The organism is Actinacidiphila oryziradicis, assembly GCF_005047355.1.
Taxonomy (GTDB): domain Bacteria; phylum Actinomycetota; class Actinomycetes; order Streptomycetales; family Streptomycetaceae; genus Actinacidiphila; species Actinacidiphila oryziradicis.
Map to the genome: position 1 here is coordinate 1 of NZ_SUMC01000134.1, position 17,641 is coordinate 17,641.

Genomic DNA, 17,641 nt, shown 5'->3' on the forward strand with positions numbered 1-17,641 from the left:
TGGTTCAGGGTGGGCTGAGTGTCGCCGTCGTCGAGCGGGAGCTGGTCGGTGGCGAGTGCTCCTACTGGGCCTGCATGCCGACCAAGGCACTCCTGCGGAGCACGGCCGCGCTCCGGGCGGCCCGACAGGTGCCGGGAGCGCGTGAGGCGGTGACCGGTGACCTCGACGTCGCGGCTGTGCTCCGCCGTCGTGACAACTTCGCCTCGCAGTGGAAGGACGACGGGCAGGTGTCCTGGCTCAACTCGGCCGGGATCACGCTGTACCGGGGCCAGGGACGGATCAGCTCCGACCGGGGTGTCGAGGTCACCGATGAGTCCGGCGCCGCGACGTCGCTGACCGCGCGGCACGCGGTCGTGATCGCGACGGGCACTGCCGCGCTGCTGCCGGACATCCCCGGTCTGCGCGAGGCGGAGCCGTGGAGCAGCCGGGAAGCGGCCGCCGCGCGTGCGATCCCCAGCCGGCTTGCCGTCATCGGCGGCGGCGTCGTGGCGTCGGAGATGGCGACGGCGTTCGCCGCCTTGGGCTCATCGGTGACGATGCTGGCCCGCGACGGTGTCCTGCCGCTCGCGGAGCCGTTCGCCAGTGAACGGGTCACCGAGTCGTTGCGGGAAGCTGGTGTCTCGGTGCTCCTCGGTTCGGAGGCCGGGGCTGTGAAACGTGACGGCGACGGCACGGTGCACATCACCCTGACCACCGGCGAGAGCGTCGAAGCCGACGAGGTCCTCGTCGCTGTCGGCCGCACGCCGAACACGCAGGACGTTGGCCTCGACGCTGTCGGCCTGAAGCCGGGTGCCTGGCTCGCGGTGGACGACACGCTGCGGGTGGTCGGAGATGACGGGGCGCCGCCGGCGGACGGGTGGCTGTATGCGGCTGGTGATGTCAACCGGCGTGTGCTGCTGACCCATCAGGGCAAGTACCAGGCCCGTGCCGTGGGTGATGTCATCGTGGCTCGCGCGACGGGTAAGGCGGTCGACGACCGTCCGTGGGGCCGCCACGTGGCCACGGCTGACGAGCGTGCGGTGCCTCAAGTGGTCTTCACTGAACCGGAGATCGCGTCGGTGGGACTGACCAGGGCAGCGGCCGAGGCCGCTGGGCTGCGGGTCCGCGCCGTCGACTACGACCTGGGAGCCGTCGCGGGATCGACCCTGCACGCCGACGGATACCACGGGCACGCCCGCATGGTCGTCGACGAGGACCGCAAGGTGATCGTCGGCTTCACACTCGTCGGTCCCGATGTCGCCGAACTGCTGCACGCCGCGACGATCGCGGTCGTCGGTGAGGTTCCCCTCGACCGGTTGTGGCACGCGGTTCCGGCGTTTCCCACCGTCAGCGAGGTGTGGCTGCGGCTACTGGAGGCCTACGGCCGCTGACCGTCCGGCAGCCCTCTTGTCCCGACGGGATAAGAGGGCTGCCCGCTGCCTCGGCTATTCGGAACGGCGAGGCCTACGTGATAACCGGAATCACCAACGCCGCGAGCGAGGGCAACAACCGCCTCATCAAGCTCGAAGCCCGCAACGCCTTCGGCTTCCGCACCGCGAGTACCAACGCCTACGGTCACGCTGCGCAACCACCAGGCGGAGCCGCAGAGAGGCGAAGCCCGGTTAAATTCGAAGACCCGTGATGGCACTGCCGGTTGTTTCCCGGCATCTACGCCACCACGGAACTGACGGTTCGGCCGGACGCATTCGACCCGTACCTGGGCGTCGGGTTCGAGGCCGGGGGAAAAGCGCTGGCCGCAGCGTGAGATGCCAGCATCGGACCGCAGGTTTGGGGGCCCCGGATGCCGAAGCGGTGCCTGGAGCGAGTCAGCTCAGGACGATGGGGTTCTCGGGCACGCCTTCTCAGCTCTGAACGCCTTGGTCATAGTCCATTTGGTGCGCCCGGATTTCGTCCGCGTTGTTGACCGTCCAGTCGTACAACCGCCCGAACGGCTCCCGCAGGGATTCGCCGAGCGGGGTGAGAGAGTACTCGACCCCGACCGGCGAGGTTGGCAGCACGCGGCGCACGACCATCCCGTTGCGCTCTAGGCGGCGCAGGGTCTGGGTCAAGACCCGCTGAGTCACGCCCTCAAGGCGGCGCTTGATTTCGTTGAACCGAGTGGGCTTGTCAAGGACTGCCATCACCATCATCGACCATTTGTCGGCGATCTGGTCGAGGATCGGGCGGCTGGGGCAGTCGGACCGGTAGACGATGTCGATGCCAGCGTCGGCGCCGGTTTCAGAAGTGGCCATGTCGGTATCCTTCGCGATCCTTGCGATGCCCAAAGTGCGTTATTGACGCCGGTCGCCCGCCATCACACTGTAAGTGTGCATCAGGAACCTAGATGCATACCAGGTACCGATCGGAGATCTCCATGAACCACGACGCCTACGCAACCCTGCGGGTGAGTCGCGAGGACGGCATCGCCCGCGTCACCCTCGACAACCCGCCCGTCAACGTCCTGAATGTCGCCCTGATGGCCGACCTCCGGCACTTGCTGACCGCGCTGAGGGACGACGACTCGGTCCGGGTGATCGTGTTCGACAGCGCCAATCCGAAGTTCTTCATAGCCCACGTCGACATGTCGCTCGTCGACACGCCAGACGCCTTCGACAAGCTCGCGGCTGACCTTCCGGACGGCGTCAACGTCTTCCAGGCTCTGGGGGAGCTGCTTCGGCACCAGCCCCAGGTGACCATCGTCAAGCTTGCCGGGATGGCGCGCGGAGGAGGGGCGGAGTTCGTCACGGCCGCGGACATGGCGTTCGCGGCGATCGGTCGCGCCGGGATCGGCCAGATCGAAGCTCTCATGGGCATCGTCCCTGGTGGAGGGGGCACGCAGTACCTCGCTGGCCGGGTCGGCCGCAATCGCGCCCTGGAGGCGGTGCTGGGTGCCGATCTGTACGACGCCGAAACCGCAGAGCGCTACGGCTGGGTGAACCGGGCCGTCCCTGCTGACGAACTCGACGACATCGTTGACCGCCTCGCCCGCAACATCTCAGCCTTGCCCGAGGGTGTGATCGCGGCGGTCAAGCGCGCCATCGTCCCCGAGGACCTGGCCGAGGGTCTCCTGCGGGAGCATGACGCCTGGGCGGGCCAGTTTGTTCGCCCCGCGGCCGAGCGTTTGATCCGCGGCGGACTGGCCCACGGTGCCCAGACCCGCGACGGCGAGCGCGATCTGGAGGGCCTGCTCCGGGGACTGGCAGGATAGGACCCGGACGAGGGCCCCACGTACTCACCGGTGTCCTGTCGACTGCGACAGCGTGTGGCTCGCCCACCTCATCGGATGTCAACGTGGTTGACCGTCACGTCGCCTCGTAGACCGCCGATGAGGTGGTGCGTGACCACCTGAGAGGTCAGCCGGCCTTCGCGGGCGCTTCGGCCCGGGCGCGGGTGGTGGCGAGGCGGTAGGAGTCGGTGCCGGTCTCGATGATGGTGCCGTTGACGGTGAGGCGGTCGACATGGCAGTGGCTATCTCGACCTCAGCCACTGAGTTAGGACTGTGGCCAGCGGTTTCATGTCGTAGACAGATGTCTTCGACTACGGTCCCTCGGTGTGGAGTCGGGCTGCCCGGAGTTGGCCGTGGGCGTGTGCGAGGGCATCGCGGAGTTGCTGGTTCTCTTCGCGCAGTCGGCTGATTCGCTCGTGCGCGAGCACGAGTCGTTGTCTGAGCGAGTCGTCGCTGGCCCGGGTGACAGTGTTCCGGACGGTGTCCGCGTCGGCCCGTAGGCTTCGCAGTTGCTGGATCTGGTCGCGGAGCTCGGGCTGGCTGTAGATCCAGGACCGCGAGACACCGGCCCGCTGGGCGACCAGCGCCGCGGTCACCGGTTCGCCGGCGTCGGCCATCTCGGCGAGCGTCTGCCGGGCGCGATCGAGTTCTCCGTCCACGGGCCTGTCGCCGCTGTACGGCAGGTACTGCCCGGCATGCGCTCCCTCGGCCGCGGCACCGTTCTCTTCGTCAACGGCGGTAGCGCCGTGCCCGCGCCTGGCCGGAACCTCCGTCGCCTTCGCTGCCGAGAGCGCCTACGCCCGGATGCTCCACGACGCCCTCGCCGACGACAACATCCACGTCGCGCAGCTCATCGTCCCGGGCTCCATCACGCCCGGACACCCACGCAAGGACCCCGCCGTGCTCGCACAGACCCTGTGGGACATCCACCACGATCAGGAGCAGTTCCGGCACTTCGCCGACGGACTCGACGCCTGACCGAACAGCTGCGCCGCTGGTCGTCGGCACACAGTTCCGTCAGACCTGCCCGGGGGGCATCCAAGATTTTCGTAGCCGGTGATCGTCGGTGCTGACGGGGTGTGACTTCGCGCTCGTGCGGCGGGGTGCCGGGGCATGTCCGACGAGGTGCCGCTCCTGCTGCTTGCTCGACAGCTGTGCCCAGGTGCCCGGCTGCTTCTGCCGCTCCGCTCATCTCCCCGGATCGTCGCCCTCGAAGAGGACGCCGGGGTGGATGTCGGGCAGGACGCCGTCGGCGTCGACGAGGTCGGCGAGGACGCGGTGGTGGTGTTGCCGGTCCAGCGGCCAGGGGCAGTTCCAGTCCCGGTCGATCGCCGTCAGCTGCGCTGCGCGCTCCGGGGCCCGCTCAGCGTCCTTGCCGAGGCCGCTCTTTGCGGCGGGGGCCGGCCATGTGCTGCCCGATCGGTACCAGCTCGGTGTCGTCCTGGCCCCACAGGGCGTCCTGCCGCGGGCGAGGTGTCGGGTGGCCCGCCGGTACGACCGGAGCGCGGCCAGCTTGTTCTCCCATGCTTCCTCGCCCAACTCCCATTCCTGATCGCGCTGCCGGCCTGTACCGGTCTGCGGATCGCCCGAGGCGCTCCACACGCCCCGACCCGCCCCGACCCGCCCTGCCCCGCCCTTTCCTTCCTCGACTCTGCTGCGCACATTGCAGAGTGTCACCGGTGTCCGCCTGCCCTGGCTCATCGGCTGGGCGGGGAGCGCTCAGCGAAGCGGGCGTATCTGCAGCACCGGAAGCTGACTGTGACCGGTCCGGGAATTTGCGCAGCAGAGTCTTCCTCCTTCTCAAAGCTGGGGCGTCGTGGGGTGGGCTGAGGGGATGCCGGGCTCCCGGCCTTGGCCGGGAGGACGTGATGAGCTGCGGGTATGTGCGCCGTGTCTCCCGGCGCCGGCAGGCGGGCTACGTCCTGGTCATCACTGTGCTGGTCCTTCTGTTCGTCCTCGGCGATGCTCCCAGGGACCGCCATCGCGACTTCGGCACCTCCTACGCCACCGAGCCGTTCATCGGCCAGATGTGCGTTCGACGGCGACGGCGCCCTCGCGCAGTTGAAGCCGGGAGCCGGTGAACCGCGTCCGTATCCGACGGTCGTGGGTGACCAGCACCAGCGCGCCCGCGTAGCCGGCCAGTGCTTCCTCCAGCTCTTCCACGAGCGCCGGCGAGAGGTGGTTGGTGGGCTCGTCCAGCAGAAGCAGGTCTACCGGCTCACTGACCAGCCGGGCCAGCTCGATTCGGCGCCGCTGCCCGTAGGACAGCTCCCCGACGCGCAGTCGCAGCGCCTTTGGGTCGAGCAGACCGAGTGACAGCAGCCGGTCGGCATGCTCGTCCCGGTCACCGGGGCGGCCGTGGGCGAATGCTTCCAGCACGGTCAGTCCCGGCGGCCACGGCGCTTCCTCCTGCCGCAGGTGTCCCACACGCCCGGGAACATTTACCGTGCCTGCGTCCGGCAGCAGTTCCCCGGCCAGGACGCGCAGCGGAGTGCTTTTGCCTGCGCCGTTGGGGCCGGTGACCAGCAGCCGCTCGGAACCCACCGTGGACCGGTGAGCAGCTGTGGACGCCGGCGCGTCGGGCGATCAAGAGGTTGACGCCGCGTTCCCGCAGCAGGCGGCGGTACTTGTCGAAGTCGTAGCCCCGGTCGGCGTACAGCCGCCGCGGCGCAGGCGCCTCGCAGGCGGCCCTGCAATGCAGGGTGATATAGAACACGTTCGGTATTGAAGTCTTCTCGGTAACGTCTCGTGACGTTTTGTGATCTTTGTTCAGGTGGTGCGGCCGTGCTCGAGCTGGAGCAGGACGAGGGTGGCTCGGGCGATGCGGGGTGATGGCCGCGGGGTCGAGGTTGACCCTGCGCAGGGCCTTGAAAGTGACCTTCAGCAGGGCGTTGGCGCGTTCGGCGACAGCGTGGACGCCTCGGATCGCGGCGTTGAACGCCTGGTTGGGCTCGGCGAGTTCACCGCCTTTGGGCTTCTTGACCGGGTGGCGGAAGCCGGGCCCGGCGTTCTCGTAGCCGAGGTCGGTCAGGGTGGGGACGTCCAGGGTTGCGGCGAGCCGGTTCAGGGCGTCGACCAGTCCGTGGGCCCGTGCGCAGGTGGTGTCGTGCTCGCGGCCCGGGCGGACCGGGGAGACCCAGAGGGGCCAGCCGTCCGGGGCGGCGATGACCTGCACGTTTCCTCCGTGGTGCTTGTGCTTGCCCGACCACCACAGGTCCGCGCCGTTGGGGCCGGCGGCGGCCACGCGGTCGGTGCGGATGACCGTGCCGTCCAGGTTGAGGTGGGTGTACCCGGCCGCCGCCGCCCTCTCCAGCGCGGTGGACAGATCGGGCGCGTGGTCGGCGAGCACCGTCAGCCCTTCGTGCAGGTAGCGGTAGGCGGTCGGTACGAGATGCCGTTGTCCCGGGCGAGTTGGGCCAGCCGGGTACCGTCGACGAACCAGCGCAGCACGAGCACCGCCTGTTTGAAGACGCCCAGCGCCCGGGTGCCCTTGCGGGTCCCGAGCCGCTCGCGGTGTTCGCTCAGCAGCTTCGCGAGATGCTCGGCGGTCGCCCTGCGGACATCGAGCACGGCGGTGTAGGTGATACTGGACGTCACGTGGAGCCTCTGGTTGTGCGGAACGTGATCTTCGCAGACCCGTTCCTACCAGGGGCTTCACTCATGTCTGACGCCGAGTCACCATCTCGCCGTCCGGCATCATCACACACCGCAACCGTTGCTTTGGGAGCGCGCCCCGGGTAAAATGCCTTCTCGAATAAAAGAGAAAGAACGTTCTCTGCCATTCTCCTGGCAGGCGAGGCCGCTGCCCGTCCGCGGCGGTTGTGGGCGACGGAGTCGCGGCGCGCCCACGGGAGGGGCGGCCGACCCTTTCCACCAGGTTCACCTCAGGAGTACGGAATTGAAGAACGACGTCCCCGGATCGGCCAACGAGCAGGAGATACCAAGCAATTGGGGCCGGTGGGGTGCCGACGACGAGCTGGGCACACTCAACCTGATCACAGAGGAGGCGAGGGCCAGGGGCGCCGCGGAGGCCCGTACCGGACGAGCGGTCTCGCTGGCCCAGCCGATCCGGCCGGAGCCGCTCGCCAGCGGGCCCTTCGCGCCCACCACCCGTGAAGTGTCGCCGGTCCAGCATCTGATGCAGTACACCGGAGGCGCACCCGCGACGGCGGACATGATGCTGGTGACCAACCATCATGCGCGCTCGACCCACCTTGACGCCCTGGGGCACCAGATCCTGGACGGCCAGGTCTACCCGGGGCGCCCCCTCGCGGAGAGCGTGACACCGGCCGGCGTGCGGCACGGTTCCACGGCGGCCTTCGCCGCCGGGATCGCCACCCGGGGAGTCCTGCTCGACCTGGCCTTCGAGGGCCCGCTGCCCGCAGGGCACCCGATCACCCCGGCAGACTTCGAGGCGGCCGAGGCCCGCCAGGGCGTGCGGCTGGAGTCTGGGGACGCCCTGGTGGTGCGCTGCGGGTGGGTGTACGCCATCGATCCCGCCAGGCCGATGCCGGGCATCAGCTTGGACGCGGTGCGGTGGATGCACCGGCGCGGAGTGTCCCTGTACGCGGGCGACCTCGGCGACGCCCACCCGCCGCTGGACCCCGCCATGCCCGGACCGCTGCACCGCGTCGCTCTGCCACGGCTAGGCATGCCCCTGATCGACGTCGCGGAATTGGAGGAACTGGCCATCGTATGCGCGGAGTTGAACCGTTACGCCTTCCTGCTCACGGTGGCGCCCCCGCGCATCCACGGATTGACCGGCGTCCCCGTCAATCCGCTGGCGATCTTCTGACAGGAACCACCCCGCCGTCGCCTGCGGTCCGTTGCCTGCGGTCAGTGCCCAGGTCGCACCGCTGTGCCCGATCATCCTGGCCTGACATGGCCTGACATGGCCACGCAGTGGGTCCGGCGCACTCCGGAAGAGAACCCGCCCACCGGTCTGTCTGGTGGAGGAGGGGCAGTCGGTATCCCGCAGCGTCGGTGCGGCCACGTCGCTTGAAGTCCGTCCGTCCCGCCGGGGCGGACAGGACGTACCTGGTGGCACGGGCACGCTCGTGCTCGCGAGCTCGATCGTCGTGCTCTTTCTCGCGAGTGCGAACGCGCCGAGCCCGCTGTACGAGACGTACGAGTCGGCGTGGCATGCCAGCGCGCTGACCGGGACGATCGCGTTCGCCACCTACGCGGTGGCGGTCATCGGCGGGCTGCTGTGGCTCGACAGGCTGCCCGAGCGTTTCGGGCGCCGAGCGGTACTGCTCACCTCCATCGGCGGCCAGGTGATCGCCCTCGCCCTGTTCGCTCTCGCCGGATCGTTCGCGCCGATCTTCATCGGCAGGGCGTTGCAGGGGCTGGCCTCAGGTGCCACGTTCGGGACCTTGTCGGCCCTCATGATCGAGTCCGACAAGGAGTGCGGCCCGATCGCGAGCGCCGCGTCAGCAGGCACCGGCAGCGGGATCGGGGCGCTGCTGAGCGGCTTCCTCATCCAGTTCGCCCCCGGCCCCACGCGCACGATCTACCTCGTCCTGGGCTCGATACTCCTGGTACAAGGTGTCCTGGTCCTGCGCCTGCTCCCGGACACAGGCAGGCGGCCGATCCCGGCGCTGTCGCTCAAGCCGCGTATCGCCGTGCCCCCGTACGCCCGCGCCGCCTTCATCGCCTGCGCGCCCGTGATCTTCGTGGTCTGGGGTCTGTCCGGCTTCTACGCGGCGCTGAGTCCGGCCCTGTTCCGGGCGCTGGCGCCCGGGGACCGCGCGCCGTCTCCCGCGGCACCATTGCCTTCAGTCGCGCCGCGCCGCGACCAGTACGGGCCCGCCCGGCACCGTGGGGAATGCCCGTTCGTCCCGCAGCCCGTACGCGGTGAGCGTCTTCGTCATCCGGTCCGCATCGTAGGCGTTGCCGCCGTTGCGTACGGCGTGCCAGCCGGCGACGGCTTGGCGCAGAGGGTCGGGGGCCGCCGGGTTGGTGCCCACGACGATCCAGGCGCCCGGCTTCAGAGCCTCGATCAGCCGCGGCAGAGCCTGGGTCAGGGCAGCCTCCGACAGGAAGGGGGCGGGCAGCCAGACCATGTCGTAGGCGGCTTGCTCCGCCACGTCCACGACGTCGGCGTGGCGCAGGGTCACGCGGCCGGCCGCCTCGGTGCCGGCGGCGGCCAGTTCCTCGCGCGCCAGTCCCAGCACGCGTTCCATGACGTCGACGCCGACGACCTCGGCGCGGGGGAACGCCTCCGCCAGGGCCAACGCCAGAGCGGCGATGCCGGTGCCGACGTCCAGGATGCGGCTGCCCTGTACGTCCAGCCGCTGCGCGAGACCGGGCAGGGCGGGGATCACCTTTCCGGCGATGGCGCGGCCGGTGCCCGCGGACGCGCGGCCCTGGTTGCGCAGCACCTCGTCGTCCTGGCCCGCCCAGCCGCCGGTTTCGCCCTGGTCTCCGGTGGCCGCCGCCACCGCCTGACGCAGCGAACTCAGACGCGCCTGCGCCGCGCTGCGGTTCGTCGGGCCGTCGGGGTACCGGTACGACGGGTGCAGAGTCAGGGTGTCCCCGTCCCGCCGGATCAGCCCGACCGCCTCCAGCACGGCAGTGCGCTGCGGGTTGGCCCCCAGAACCTCGGCCGACGGCTTCGTGGCGACGTCGTTCAAGGTGGCGATCAGCGCCGCAAGCGCCCAGGTCGTGGCCTCCAAGGTGGTGGACGGGTCGTCGTTCAGATCCAGTGAGAGGACCGAGGACGGAGGTGGCATGGACATGCAGAAGGCCTTCCTGCCTGCGGGACTTGGTGAGAGTCAACCGTACCCCAAAGATGGAGTAGAACGTTCGGTCTTGACAAGGTGCACGACCCTTGCCAGCCTGTGGGTGCAGAACGTTCGGTCTTGCCATAGGTCTCGGGTGAGCTGGGGGCGCCCTGCGACCGCAGCTCGCGTCCACGCGCCTTCGCCGAATCCCCACGATCAGTCATGAGGTGTCATCCATGCGTGTCTTCCTAACCGGCGGAAGCGGCTTCGTCGGGCAGCGCCTGATTCGCCAACTGCGCTCCGAGGGTCACACCGTCCTCGCCCTCGCCCGCTCCACCTCCAGTGCGCGGAAGGTGACCGACGCGGGAGCCCAGCCGGTGCGGGGCGACCTGGTCGAGCTCACCAAGGGGGGCAAGGAGGCCGAGCCCCCGGCCTGGCTGGAGCTCCTGCACGATGTCGACGCTGTCGTGCATGCCGCGGCCCGCATGGAGTTCTGGGGCGACAACGCGGGTTTCCGTGCCGACAACCACGACCCGTCCGTCGCCCTGCACGCGGCCGCGGTCGCGGCGAAGGTGCCCCGGTTCGTGCTCATCAGCGCCGCCGGCGTGTCCACCGGTACTCAACGCGCCACCGTGGTCGACGAGAACACCGACAACGGCACCCCTGTCATCGCGTACTGCAAGGTCAAGCTGGCTACCGAGTACGCGTTGCGCACTGCCGCGTCGCAGAGTACGACCTTGGTGATCCTGCGGCCACCCTTCGTCTGGGGCGCGGGGATGAACATCGCCGAAACGGCCGCCGACGCAGCCAAGGGGCGTTTCCTGTGGATCGATGGCGGCCGCCACATTGTGGACTTCATCCATGTCGACAACCTCGCCGACTCCGTCCTGCTCGCTCTCACCCAAGGCCACCACGGCGTCCCCTACTACGTCACGGACGGGACCTCCATGGCGGTCTGCGATTTCTTCACCCCGCTGCTGGCGACCCAGGGTGTCGACATCTCTGCCAGCCGGAGCATCCCGTTGCCTGTCGTCGCGCCGATCGTGGCCCTCATGGATCTCGGCGCCCGCCTCCTGCGCAGGCGTACTCCACCACCGCTCACCAACTGGCTGGTCGCCTTCCTGGGCCGCGACCGCGTCTATGACATCAGCGCCGCCCGCAACGTCCTCGGCTACCGGCCGCGCGTCGGCCTCGAAGCCGGCCTGCTGGAGATGGCGACCCTTGCCGGCCGCGATCACGCCGACGCGGCGTAGCGAGTCAGCAGGCCGGTGGTCAGTGGGTTGAGCGGGCCGTAGTCGGCCGCTGGGTCGGCGCGGTGGAGCAGGGTGTGTCCGGCGTCCGCCAGGCGCGGGGAGGACTGGTAGCCGAGGAGCCGGAACAGCCCGAAGATCATTTCGGAGGCGCCTGCGGTGTCCGTGGCGATCTCGGTGGGGTCCAGCGAGGTCGGCTGGTCGAGGATGCCGTCGAGCAGGTAGAGGCTGTCGCGGCGGGTGCCGGGGATGACGATGTGGTTGAAGCCGCTGTACTGGTCCGGAACACCACCAGCCCAGCCCGGAACGCTCCCGCGTCCTCCGCGACCCGGCCGGCCACCCCTTCTGCCTTCGCGCCTGACGCGCCGCCCTGACGTAGCAGCAGCCTGGGGGCGGGCGCGCTCGCCCCTCAACAACAAACCTTCGCCGACTACGGGTTCAGGCACGGCTGCTCGACCAGTATGTCCGCGCGGGAGTGAACCCCTCGTCCTCATCGACGCCACCAACGGCTTCATCGCCGAGGGCGGCAAGGCATGGCCGGGGCTGCGGGAGGTCTTCCGCGGTCTGGCCGAGCTGGTCGCGGAATCGGGGGTACGGGTCAACGTCGTCACCCCGGCCGCCGCGAGGACCCCGGTGTGGACGAGCGAGGACAGACTCGGTGTTGAACTGGCGGCGCGCACGGGGCTCGACCAGGACGCGCTGTTGGCGATGTTGCCTCAGCATTCCGACATGGTGACCGGTGCACTGATCGACCTGGCCGAGATCGCTCGCGCGGTGCTGCTGCTGGCGTCGCCGACCATGCCAAGCGCGGTCGGCTCCAACTGGGTGGTGGTCGGCGGCGCGCTCAAGACCCCACGACGGCCCGACGCGCGACAGCAGGGAAGACCCGGCGTTGTGCCTTCATCTCACCGTGAAGCCGCTGGTGGTCGTGGTGGACCCGCTCTGCCCGTGACGGTCGTTCCGCACCACGGGCGCGGTCCGCGCACCGTCCCGGAAGCGGCCGGGGGAGATGCCGTACTCCCGTCGGAAGGCAGTGCCGAACGCGAATTCCGTCGAGTACCCGATCTGACGTGCGATGACCGCCAATGGGGCGTCGGTCTCGCGTAGCAGTCGGGCGCCCTGGGACAACCGCACTCCGGTCAGGTAGACCCGGGGCGGTTTGCCCATGCGCCCGGTGAAATGGCGCGTGAACGCGGTGCGTGACATGCCTACGACGGCGCTGAGTTGAGAGACCGTCCAGGGTCTGTGCGGCTCGCGATGGATGTGCCGCAGTGCCGCGACGACGGCCGGATCTCTGACGAGCGGCCAGTCCGGGCCGGGGTGAGTGCGCAGCCATCCGCGCAGTACGTGCACCAGCAGCAGGTCCAGCAGTGCCGAGCGGGTCGCCTCCGTGCCCGGACCGGCCTGGGACAGGTCCGCGATGAGCAGGTCGACCAGCGACGCCAGCTCGGGGTCCCCGTCGTCGGGTGAAGCCACGATGAAGTCGGGGAGCGAGAGCAGGTACTCGTGCACCTGCCCGTGTTCGAGATGGTAGGCCCCGCACAAGAACTCGAAGTCGGCGTGACCGTCGGGTTGCGGTTTTCCGCTCATGTCGCCGGGAGGCAGATCGTCGAGTGCGCGGGGAACGTGGCTCAGCCCGTGCCTGGCGCCGGACGGAGCGAGTACGACATCCCCCTGGCCGAGGGCGCGGGGCGGATCGTCCGCGGTGATGAGCCAGCCCCGGCCGTGCAGTACGACGTGGAAGCCGCTACCGGCGAAGGCATCCCAGCGCATGCCCCAGGAACCTGTCTCCTTGATGCGGCGAGCGCGGGCACGTCCGAGCCGAATACTGCCGATCATCTCGCTCAGGATGTCCACGAAAGAAGGTTAACAGCCATCGGCGCACAGATTCGTATGCCGGCGCATCATGCGGCCATGGCCGCCCGGCGGGGCCGCTGGTTGGCTCGGCAATGTGATGACCAATGCAACAGCGAGCAATGAGCACGAGCAGGTCCTGCTCGCACACGCGGAGCTGACCGAGCGGCAGGACCGCCTGGCAGCGGCGAGCGTCGGGGCACTGCGGGGCAGCGGAGCACTGGCTCTGCGCACGCCCGTCCAGTACGGCGGCGCCTGGGCCGACGCGTCGGCGAGCGCCATCCGGCTGACAGAGATCGGCCGGGCCTGTCCGTCCGCCGCGTGGATCGCCGGCACGTGCGCCACCGCCAAGACTTTCTTCGCCCAGAGTTTTGACGAACCGATACAGAAGGAGTATTTCGCCGATCCTGACGCGCTTGCCTGCGGCAGCGGATCTCCCACGGCTCAGGGCGTCCGCGAGGCGGGCGGAGTGCGTGTCACCGGCCGGTGGGACTCCGTCTCCGGCTGCGAGGACGCCGACTGGGCACAGCTCGCGCTGATGATCGATGGTGCGTACCACGTCATGGTGGTTCCCGTCGCGGACCTGACCGTCGAACAGAACTGGCACATGGCCGGTATGCGCGGCACGGGAAGTCAGCGCCTTGTCGCCGACGGCCTCCTGGTGCCGACACGCCAGACCGCGCCCGCGGCCCCGCCGCAACCGCAGGACCGGCTGTTCTTCGCCGTGTGCACACTGGCAACGGTGGTCGGAGCGACGCAGGGCGCGCTGAACGTGGTCGAGGACATGTTCGCGTCCGCTCGCAAGCCCTTCATGACAGGCTACGCCCGCATGGGCGAGTCCCCCGGCGCACGGCACTGGCTCGCCGAGGCCGCGCGGCTCGTGGACCGGGCCGAGCAGACCATGCTTGCCGTCGCCCATGACAGCTCGCGGGCCGACCTCACCGAACTCGACCGCGCACGACTGCAGATGAGTTTGACGGGCGCCGCGAGCGACTGCCAGGAAGCCGTCGAGCGACTGCTCGACCTGCACGGCGCCAGTGGTTTCCGCACCACGAACGCCCTGCAGCGCTACTGGCGGGACATCGCGGTGGGCAGCCGCCACCCCTTGCTCAACCCCTATCTCGCGACGGAGGACCTGGGCACCGCCCTGGTCTCCTGACGCGGCCTGACGCGAGAAGTCCGTGCGACGCGTCCTCGGCCCGGCCCACGACGCGTACTTCCTCGGCCCGGCTCACGACGCGTACCGTCTCGCTCCCTGCCCATACCCGGCGGTCCGGCGGCAGCGTCACACCAGGCCCCCCGGTCGTGTCGGGCGACGCGTCACCGGGCGTCGTAGGGCTGTCCGCCGTGGTACTCGCCCGTGGCAGCCGCTCGTCCGCGTTGAAACCCTGGGCGTTGTAGGTCTCGTTGCCACGGAGGGTTCGGAACGCGGCCGTGGTGCGACCCTCCGCGGACTCCGGTGTTGTGGCCGGGCGCTCCCAGCCTTGTCGGAAGGCCGCGAACTGCTGTGCGTCGGCGGCCACGATGGTGGCCGTGGCCTGCTCTTGGAGTGCCAGGTTCGCCTTCGCCGCGTCCCACAGTGTTTGGCCGTTCGGCAGATCCGGCCCGAAGTCCGGCAGAGCATGTAGCGCGGAATCGTCCTTCGGAACTTCGGGCCTGGCAGGCTCGGGCCTTGACGCTTCCGGCTTGGCCTGCTCCCTTTTCGCAACGTCGGATTCCGAGGTACTCTCCCGCGAGAGCTCGCGCTCGTACGCATTGCCCGCATACGTCGTGACGTACGGCACACTCGCGGGAGAGTTCTCGTATGCTTTGCGGATCTTGTCTTTGGTCCTCACAAGCTGGAGAACGGCGTCTTCGAAGACCTCTCGTTCGGCCTTCGGCAGGCTGGTGATTCTCTTGTTGACATCTGCAACCCTGTCGAACGGCGACCGCCCCGGACGACGCATGACGCCGCGCCAAGTGTTCCGCCACGCTCTCCAGACGCGTTCTCCGCGCGACAGGCCCGCGTCACGTCCCCTCGGCTCACGTCTGAGGGTGTAGTCGGCCTTGACCAGATCCCGGGCCAGGCTGTGGGGATACCTACTCGTCCACCGGTTCCACTGTTGGGGATCCGGAATGCTCTCAGAGGGCGGGATGTGAGTCTCTGTCCGATTCGTCTTTGAGTCGGGGTCAGGCTTGCTGATCAGCGGTGCGGAGTGAGGTCACTGGTGGTGCAGAGTGAACAGGCCCGGCTCTGTCTCGGTGACCAGGCCGTGGCCGACCAGGCGCTTGAGCTTGGCGCGCATGCCCTCGATGTGCTTGGGCTCGATGCCGAGGTCCAGGGCCCGGCACAGGTCGCGGGCGCGCCGGGGAGTCCCGGCGTCGCCGAGTGCGGCGAGGATGTGCTGGTAGGCGGGGTTGTCGGGCATGTTCGGGCTCAGTGTGGTCCCGTCCTCGACCTGCTCCAGGGCGAGGACGACCTTGCGGGCGGTGGCGAGGTCGGCCAGTTCGCCCTCTAACTCGCCCAGGCGGCCAGTGAGTTGCTCCATCTCGGTGCGCGTCCGGTCGGCTTCGGCCGCCACAGCCTGCTCGCGTTCAGTGATCTTCTCCAGCGTCGATCCCGGCATCTGCCCACTCTCCTATGCGCCACGCCAGGTCGGGGTCCGGGTGCCGGTCAGACGGCGGACCATGTTGGCGCTCATCGCCCAGTACACGCGCGATTCGGAGGACAGCGGGCTGGACTCGTAGTCGCGCACCAGCCTGCGGTGCAGCATCAGCGTGCCGAGACATCCGATGCGGTTAAGAAGTCAAGCTGCGACGGCGAGAACGGGTTCGGGCCGGGTGGGGAAGGCGACCGTTTCGTCGTAGCCGACGCGCTTGGTGAGGCAGTGGTGGAGGCAGCCGAGCATGCGGTTGAAGAGATTGCGTTGGGCGGAGGTGTGGCGGTCGCCGTCGGCGCGTCGGCGGTCGTAGTGGGCTCTGGCGCCGGGTGAGGCGGTCAGGGAGGCGAAGGCCCAGACGTAGCCGGCGGCGGCGAGTCGCTGGTTCTTGACGCGGCGGACCATGACGGACAGGCTCTTGCCGGACGCCCGGGTGACCGGTGCGGCTCCGGCGTATGCCTTGAGGGCTTTGGCGTCGGCGAAGCGGGATCGGTCGTCGCCGATCTCGGCGAGCACCCGGGCGCCGGTGAGTGACCCGAGGCCTGGAAAGCTGGTGATGATCTCGGCGTCCAAGTGCTTGTCAAAAGACTCCGCGGACGCTTCGGCGAGTTCGTCCGCGCTGGTGCAGGCGGTGTCCAGCTTGCGCACCAGGGTGAGGGTCTGGCGGCCCATCGCCTCCTCGACCAGCGGGAGGTGGCGCATCTGCGGGACGCGCAGGGCGGTGTGCAGGCGCTCGGCCTCGGCCTCGATGCCGCGCTTGCGACCGGCTTTCTTCAAGATGGCCCGCATCTGTACTTTGGTGAGCCGGGCGGCCTGGCCGGGGGTGGGCGCGGCGGCCAGCAGGACGCGGGCCAGGGGTGAGCACAGTCCGCCGAGGATCGGTTGGACGGCTGCGAGGTAGCCGGGAAAGTATTCGCGCAGGTGGGAGCGGAGTTTGTTGCCTGCCTGGGTGCGGTCCCAGACCGCGTCCTGCTGGGCGCGGGCGAGGACGGCGACGGCCTGAGCGAGTTCACTGTCCGCGGGCAGGGTGCGGTGGGCGGTGGCGTCCGTGCGCAGGATGTTGGCGAGCACCATCGCATCGAGGTGGTCGGACTTCTTGCGCGTGACGGTGTGGCGTTCGCGGTAGCGGGCCGCGGCCATCGGGTTGATCGCGTAGACGGGTCGGTCGGTGGCTCGGAGGCAGGCCACCAGCAGGCCCCGGGAGGTCTCGATCGCCACTGGTATGCGGGCCTCGGGGCTGTCCCCGTGGTCGGCCAGCAGGTCGAGCAGTTGCTGGAGGCCGGGCGCGTCGTCGTCGATCCTGGCTCGGGCCAGGAGCTTGCCCTCGGTGTCGACCAGGGCGATGTCGTGGTGGTCGCTGGCCCAGTCGATTCCGCAGAACACCCTCATGGGCTTGCCTCACATCCTTCCGTCTGTGGTGTGTGTTGCTTCTGGTCACAACCGTGCGGGGCACGCGACTCCCTAATGGAAGGGCTCTGACGGCCCGTCATCCGATTAGCCGTTCGTGACCCCAGCTGCCCGCGGGGTCCTCGGTCTTCGCAAGAGCTCGGCGGCTCCCGGTGAGTTGAGAGGTGTCCCCCGCGAGGGGCTCGAACCACGAACACCAACGATCCGATCATCGGATCGGTAATGCCGTGGGGTGCCGGACGCCAGGACCTGCCGGGCGTTCTGCTTCTTCTGTCCTGTGGTGGCGGTGGACGGCACCGCGGGCCAACTCTTGTCCAGGAGCTCAAGGCCCAGGGGTCAGCTATGGCTCTCCCGGTGCCGACCGCCGCCACCACAGGTCCACGATCGCTGGCGAGACCGTCTGGGCTGAGGGCTCTGTGGCCCTGGGTCTGCTAACCCTGGATATTCAGCGGAATTGGGTGATCTGACGCCCCGATAGCAGAATGGTGCCGCTGACCTGCGAGGATGCGAGTGTCTACGTCGTATCCGCTGCAAGAATCAGGGCACCAATCTGGTGAGCAA

General features: G+C 69.1%; 14 protein-coding genes and 8 pseudogenes. 8 read left to right on the top strand and 14 right to left on the bottom strand.

Annotated features, from left to right (window positions below; all coding sequences use genetic code 11):
* Nucleotides 1-1,370 (top strand): dihydrolipoyl dehydrogenase family protein (locus FCI23_RS48775; RefSeq protein WP_136730438.1); only part of this gene is annotated, 1,370 nt, incomplete at its 5' end.
* Nucleotides 1,371-1,447: 77 nt separating this feature from the next.
* On the top strand, nucleotides 1,448-1,621 hold the full coding sequence (locus FCI23_RS48780) for a transposase (RefSeq protein ID WP_211265814.1): 174 nt from the start codon (nucleotides 1,448-1,450) through the stop codon (nucleotides 1,619-1,621).
* Between the two features lie 220 nt (nucleotides 1,622-1,841).
* Here FCI23_RS48780 and FCI23_RS48785 read toward each other — a convergent pair whose 3' ends face one another.
* The gene (locus FCI23_RS48785; protein WP_136730439.1) at nucleotides 1,842-2,231 is read right to left on the bottom strand and encodes a winged helix-turn-helix transcriptional regulator; all 390 of its coding nucleotides are present in this window, start codon (nucleotides 2,229-2,231) and stop codon (nucleotides 1,842-1,844) included.
* Nucleotides 2,232-2,353: 122 nt separating this feature from the next.
* On the opposite strand from FCI23_RS48785, the gene FCI23_RS48790 reads away from it, so the two are divergent.
* Nucleotides 2,354-3,187: an enoyl-CoA hydratase/isomerase family protein gene (locus tag FCI23_RS48790; protein ID WP_136730448.1), complete on the top strand. Its 834-nt coding sequence runs from the start codon at nucleotides 2,354-2,356 to the stop codon at nucleotides 3,185-3,187.
* 145 nt (nucleotides 3,188-3,332) lie between these two features.
* On the opposite strand, the pseudogene FCI23_RS48795 reads toward FCI23_RS48790, so the two are convergent.
* Together FCI23_RS48795 and FCI23_RS57565 are read right to left on the bottom strand one after the other, a co-directional pair.
* Nucleotides 3,333-3,437, bottom strand: a pseudogene (locus FCI23_RS48795) (IS21-like element helper ATPase IstB); the annotation flags it as partial.
* Between the two features lie 79 nt (nucleotides 3,438-3,516).
* Nucleotides 3,517-3,822: a DUF6262 family protein gene (locus tag FCI23_RS57565; protein ID WP_246144775.1), complete on the bottom strand. Its 306-nt coding sequence runs from the start codon at nucleotides 3,820-3,822 to the stop codon at nucleotides 3,517-3,519.
* 12 nt (nucleotides 3,823-3,834) lie between these two features.
* Here FCI23_RS57565 and FCI23_RS48800 point away from each other — a divergent pair.
* Nucleotides 3,835-4,183, top strand: a pseudogene (locus FCI23_RS48800) (SDR family NAD(P)-dependent oxidoreductase); the annotation flags it as partial.
* A 150-nt stretch (nucleotides 4,184-4,333) separates the two neighbouring features.
* On the opposite strand, the pseudogene FCI23_RS48805 reads toward FCI23_RS48800, so the two are convergent.
* The 4 pseudogenes from FCI23_RS48805 to FCI23_RS48815 form a co-directional block, all read right to left on the bottom strand.
* Nucleotides 4,334-4,750 (bottom strand): annotated as a pseudogene (locus FCI23_RS48805) (Helicase associated domain protein); the annotation flags it as partial.
* A 471-nt stretch (nucleotides 4,751-5,221) separates the two neighbouring features.
* Nucleotides 5,222-5,740: pseudogene (locus tag FCI23_RS48810) on the bottom strand (ATP-binding cassette domain-containing protein); the annotation flags it as partial.
* Between the two features lie 28 nt (nucleotides 5,741-5,768).
* Nucleotides 5,769-5,873 (bottom strand): annotated as a pseudogene (locus FCI23_RS57570) (IS5/IS1182 family transposase); the annotation flags it as partial.
* Between the two features lie 101 nt (nucleotides 5,874-5,974).
* Nucleotides 5,975-6,802 (bottom strand): annotated as a pseudogene (locus tag FCI23_RS48815) (HARBI1 family protein).
* Nucleotides 6,803-7,103: 301 nt separating this feature from the next.
* On the opposite strand from FCI23_RS48815, the gene FCI23_RS48820 reads away from it, so the two are divergent.
* Nucleotides 7,104-8,000 (top strand): cyclase family protein, encoded by an 897-nt coding sequence (locus tag FCI23_RS48820; protein ID WP_169317332.1) that lies wholly within the window; start codon nucleotides 7,104-7,106, stop codon nucleotides 7,998-8,000.
* 283 nt (nucleotides 8,001-8,283) lie between these two features.
* Nucleotides 8,284-8,835, top strand: a pseudogene (locus FCI23_RS64355) (MFS transporter); the annotation flags it as partial.
* Between the two features lie 147 nt (nucleotides 8,836-8,982).
* On the opposite strand, the gene FCI23_RS48830 reads toward FCI23_RS64355, so the two are convergent.
* The gene (locus FCI23_RS48830; RefSeq protein ID WP_136730442.1) at nucleotides 8,983-9,945 is read right to left on the bottom strand and encodes a class I SAM-dependent methyltransferase; all 963 of its coding nucleotides are present in this window, start codon (nucleotides 9,943-9,945) and stop codon (nucleotides 8,983-8,985) included.
* 221 nt (nucleotides 9,946-10,166) lie between these two features.
* Here FCI23_RS48830 and FCI23_RS48835 point away from each other — a divergent pair, with 221 nt between their 5' ends.
* Nucleotides 10,167-11,183 (top strand): NAD-dependent epimerase/dehydratase family protein, encoded by a 1,017-nt coding sequence (locus tag FCI23_RS48835; protein WP_136730443.1) that lies wholly within the window; start codon nucleotides 10,167-10,169, stop codon nucleotides 11,181-11,183.
* Nucleotides 11,184-11,194: 11 nt separating this feature from the next.
* Here the strand turns inward: FCI23_RS48835 and FCI23_RS63435 are convergent.
* Nucleotides 11,195-11,479: pseudogene (locus tag FCI23_RS63435) on the bottom strand (Tn3 family transposase); the annotation flags it as partial.
* Nucleotides 11,480-12,080: 601 nt separating this feature from the next.
* Nucleotides 12,081-13,037, bottom strand: a complete 957-nt coding sequence (locus FCI23_RS48845; RefSeq protein ID WP_169317334.1) for an AraC family transcriptional regulator — start codon at nucleotides 13,035-13,037, stop codon at nucleotides 12,081-12,083.
* Between the two features lie 97 nt (nucleotides 13,038-13,134).
* On the opposite strand from FCI23_RS48845, the gene FCI23_RS48850 reads away from it, so the two are divergent.
* Nucleotides 13,135-14,193, top strand: a complete 1,059-nt coding sequence (locus FCI23_RS48850; protein ID WP_169317335.1) for an acyl-CoA dehydrogenase family protein — start codon at nucleotides 13,135-13,137, stop codon at nucleotides 14,191-14,193.
* Here the strand turns inward: FCI23_RS48850 and FCI23_RS48855 are convergent.
* The 4 genes from FCI23_RS48855 to FCI23_RS48870 all read right to left on the bottom strand — a co-directional run bounded on the left by FCI23_RS48855 (nucleotide 14,144) and on the right by FCI23_RS48870 (nucleotide 17,062).
* Nucleotides 14,144-14,980, bottom strand: a complete 837-nt coding sequence (locus tag FCI23_RS48855) for a hypothetical protein (protein ID WP_136730445.1) — start codon at nucleotides 14,978-14,980, stop codon at nucleotides 14,144-14,146. The two genes, FCI23_RS48850 and FCI23_RS48855, sit on opposite strands and share 50 nt — an antisense overlap.
* Before the next feature lie 255 nt (nucleotides 14,981-15,235).
* The gene (locus FCI23_RS48860) at nucleotides 15,236-15,640 is read right to left on the bottom strand and encodes a hypothetical protein (RefSeq protein ID WP_136730446.1); all 405 of its coding nucleotides are present in this window, start codon (nucleotides 15,638-15,640) and stop codon (nucleotides 15,236-15,238) included.
* 12 nt (nucleotides 15,641-15,652) lie between these two features.
* Nucleotides 15,653-15,787: a hypothetical protein gene (locus tag FCI23_RS62795; RefSeq protein ID WP_265737841.1), complete on the bottom strand. Its 135-nt coding sequence runs from the start codon at nucleotides 15,785-15,787 to the stop codon at nucleotides 15,653-15,655.
* Nucleotides 15,788-15,820: 33 nt separating this feature from the next.
* A complete protein-coding gene (locus FCI23_RS48870) occupies nucleotides 15,821-17,062 on the bottom strand; it encodes an IS110 family RNA-guided transposase (protein WP_136730447.1) in 1,242 nt (413 codons plus the stop codon).
* Between the last annotated feature and the right edge of the window lie 579 nt (nucleotides 17,063-17,641).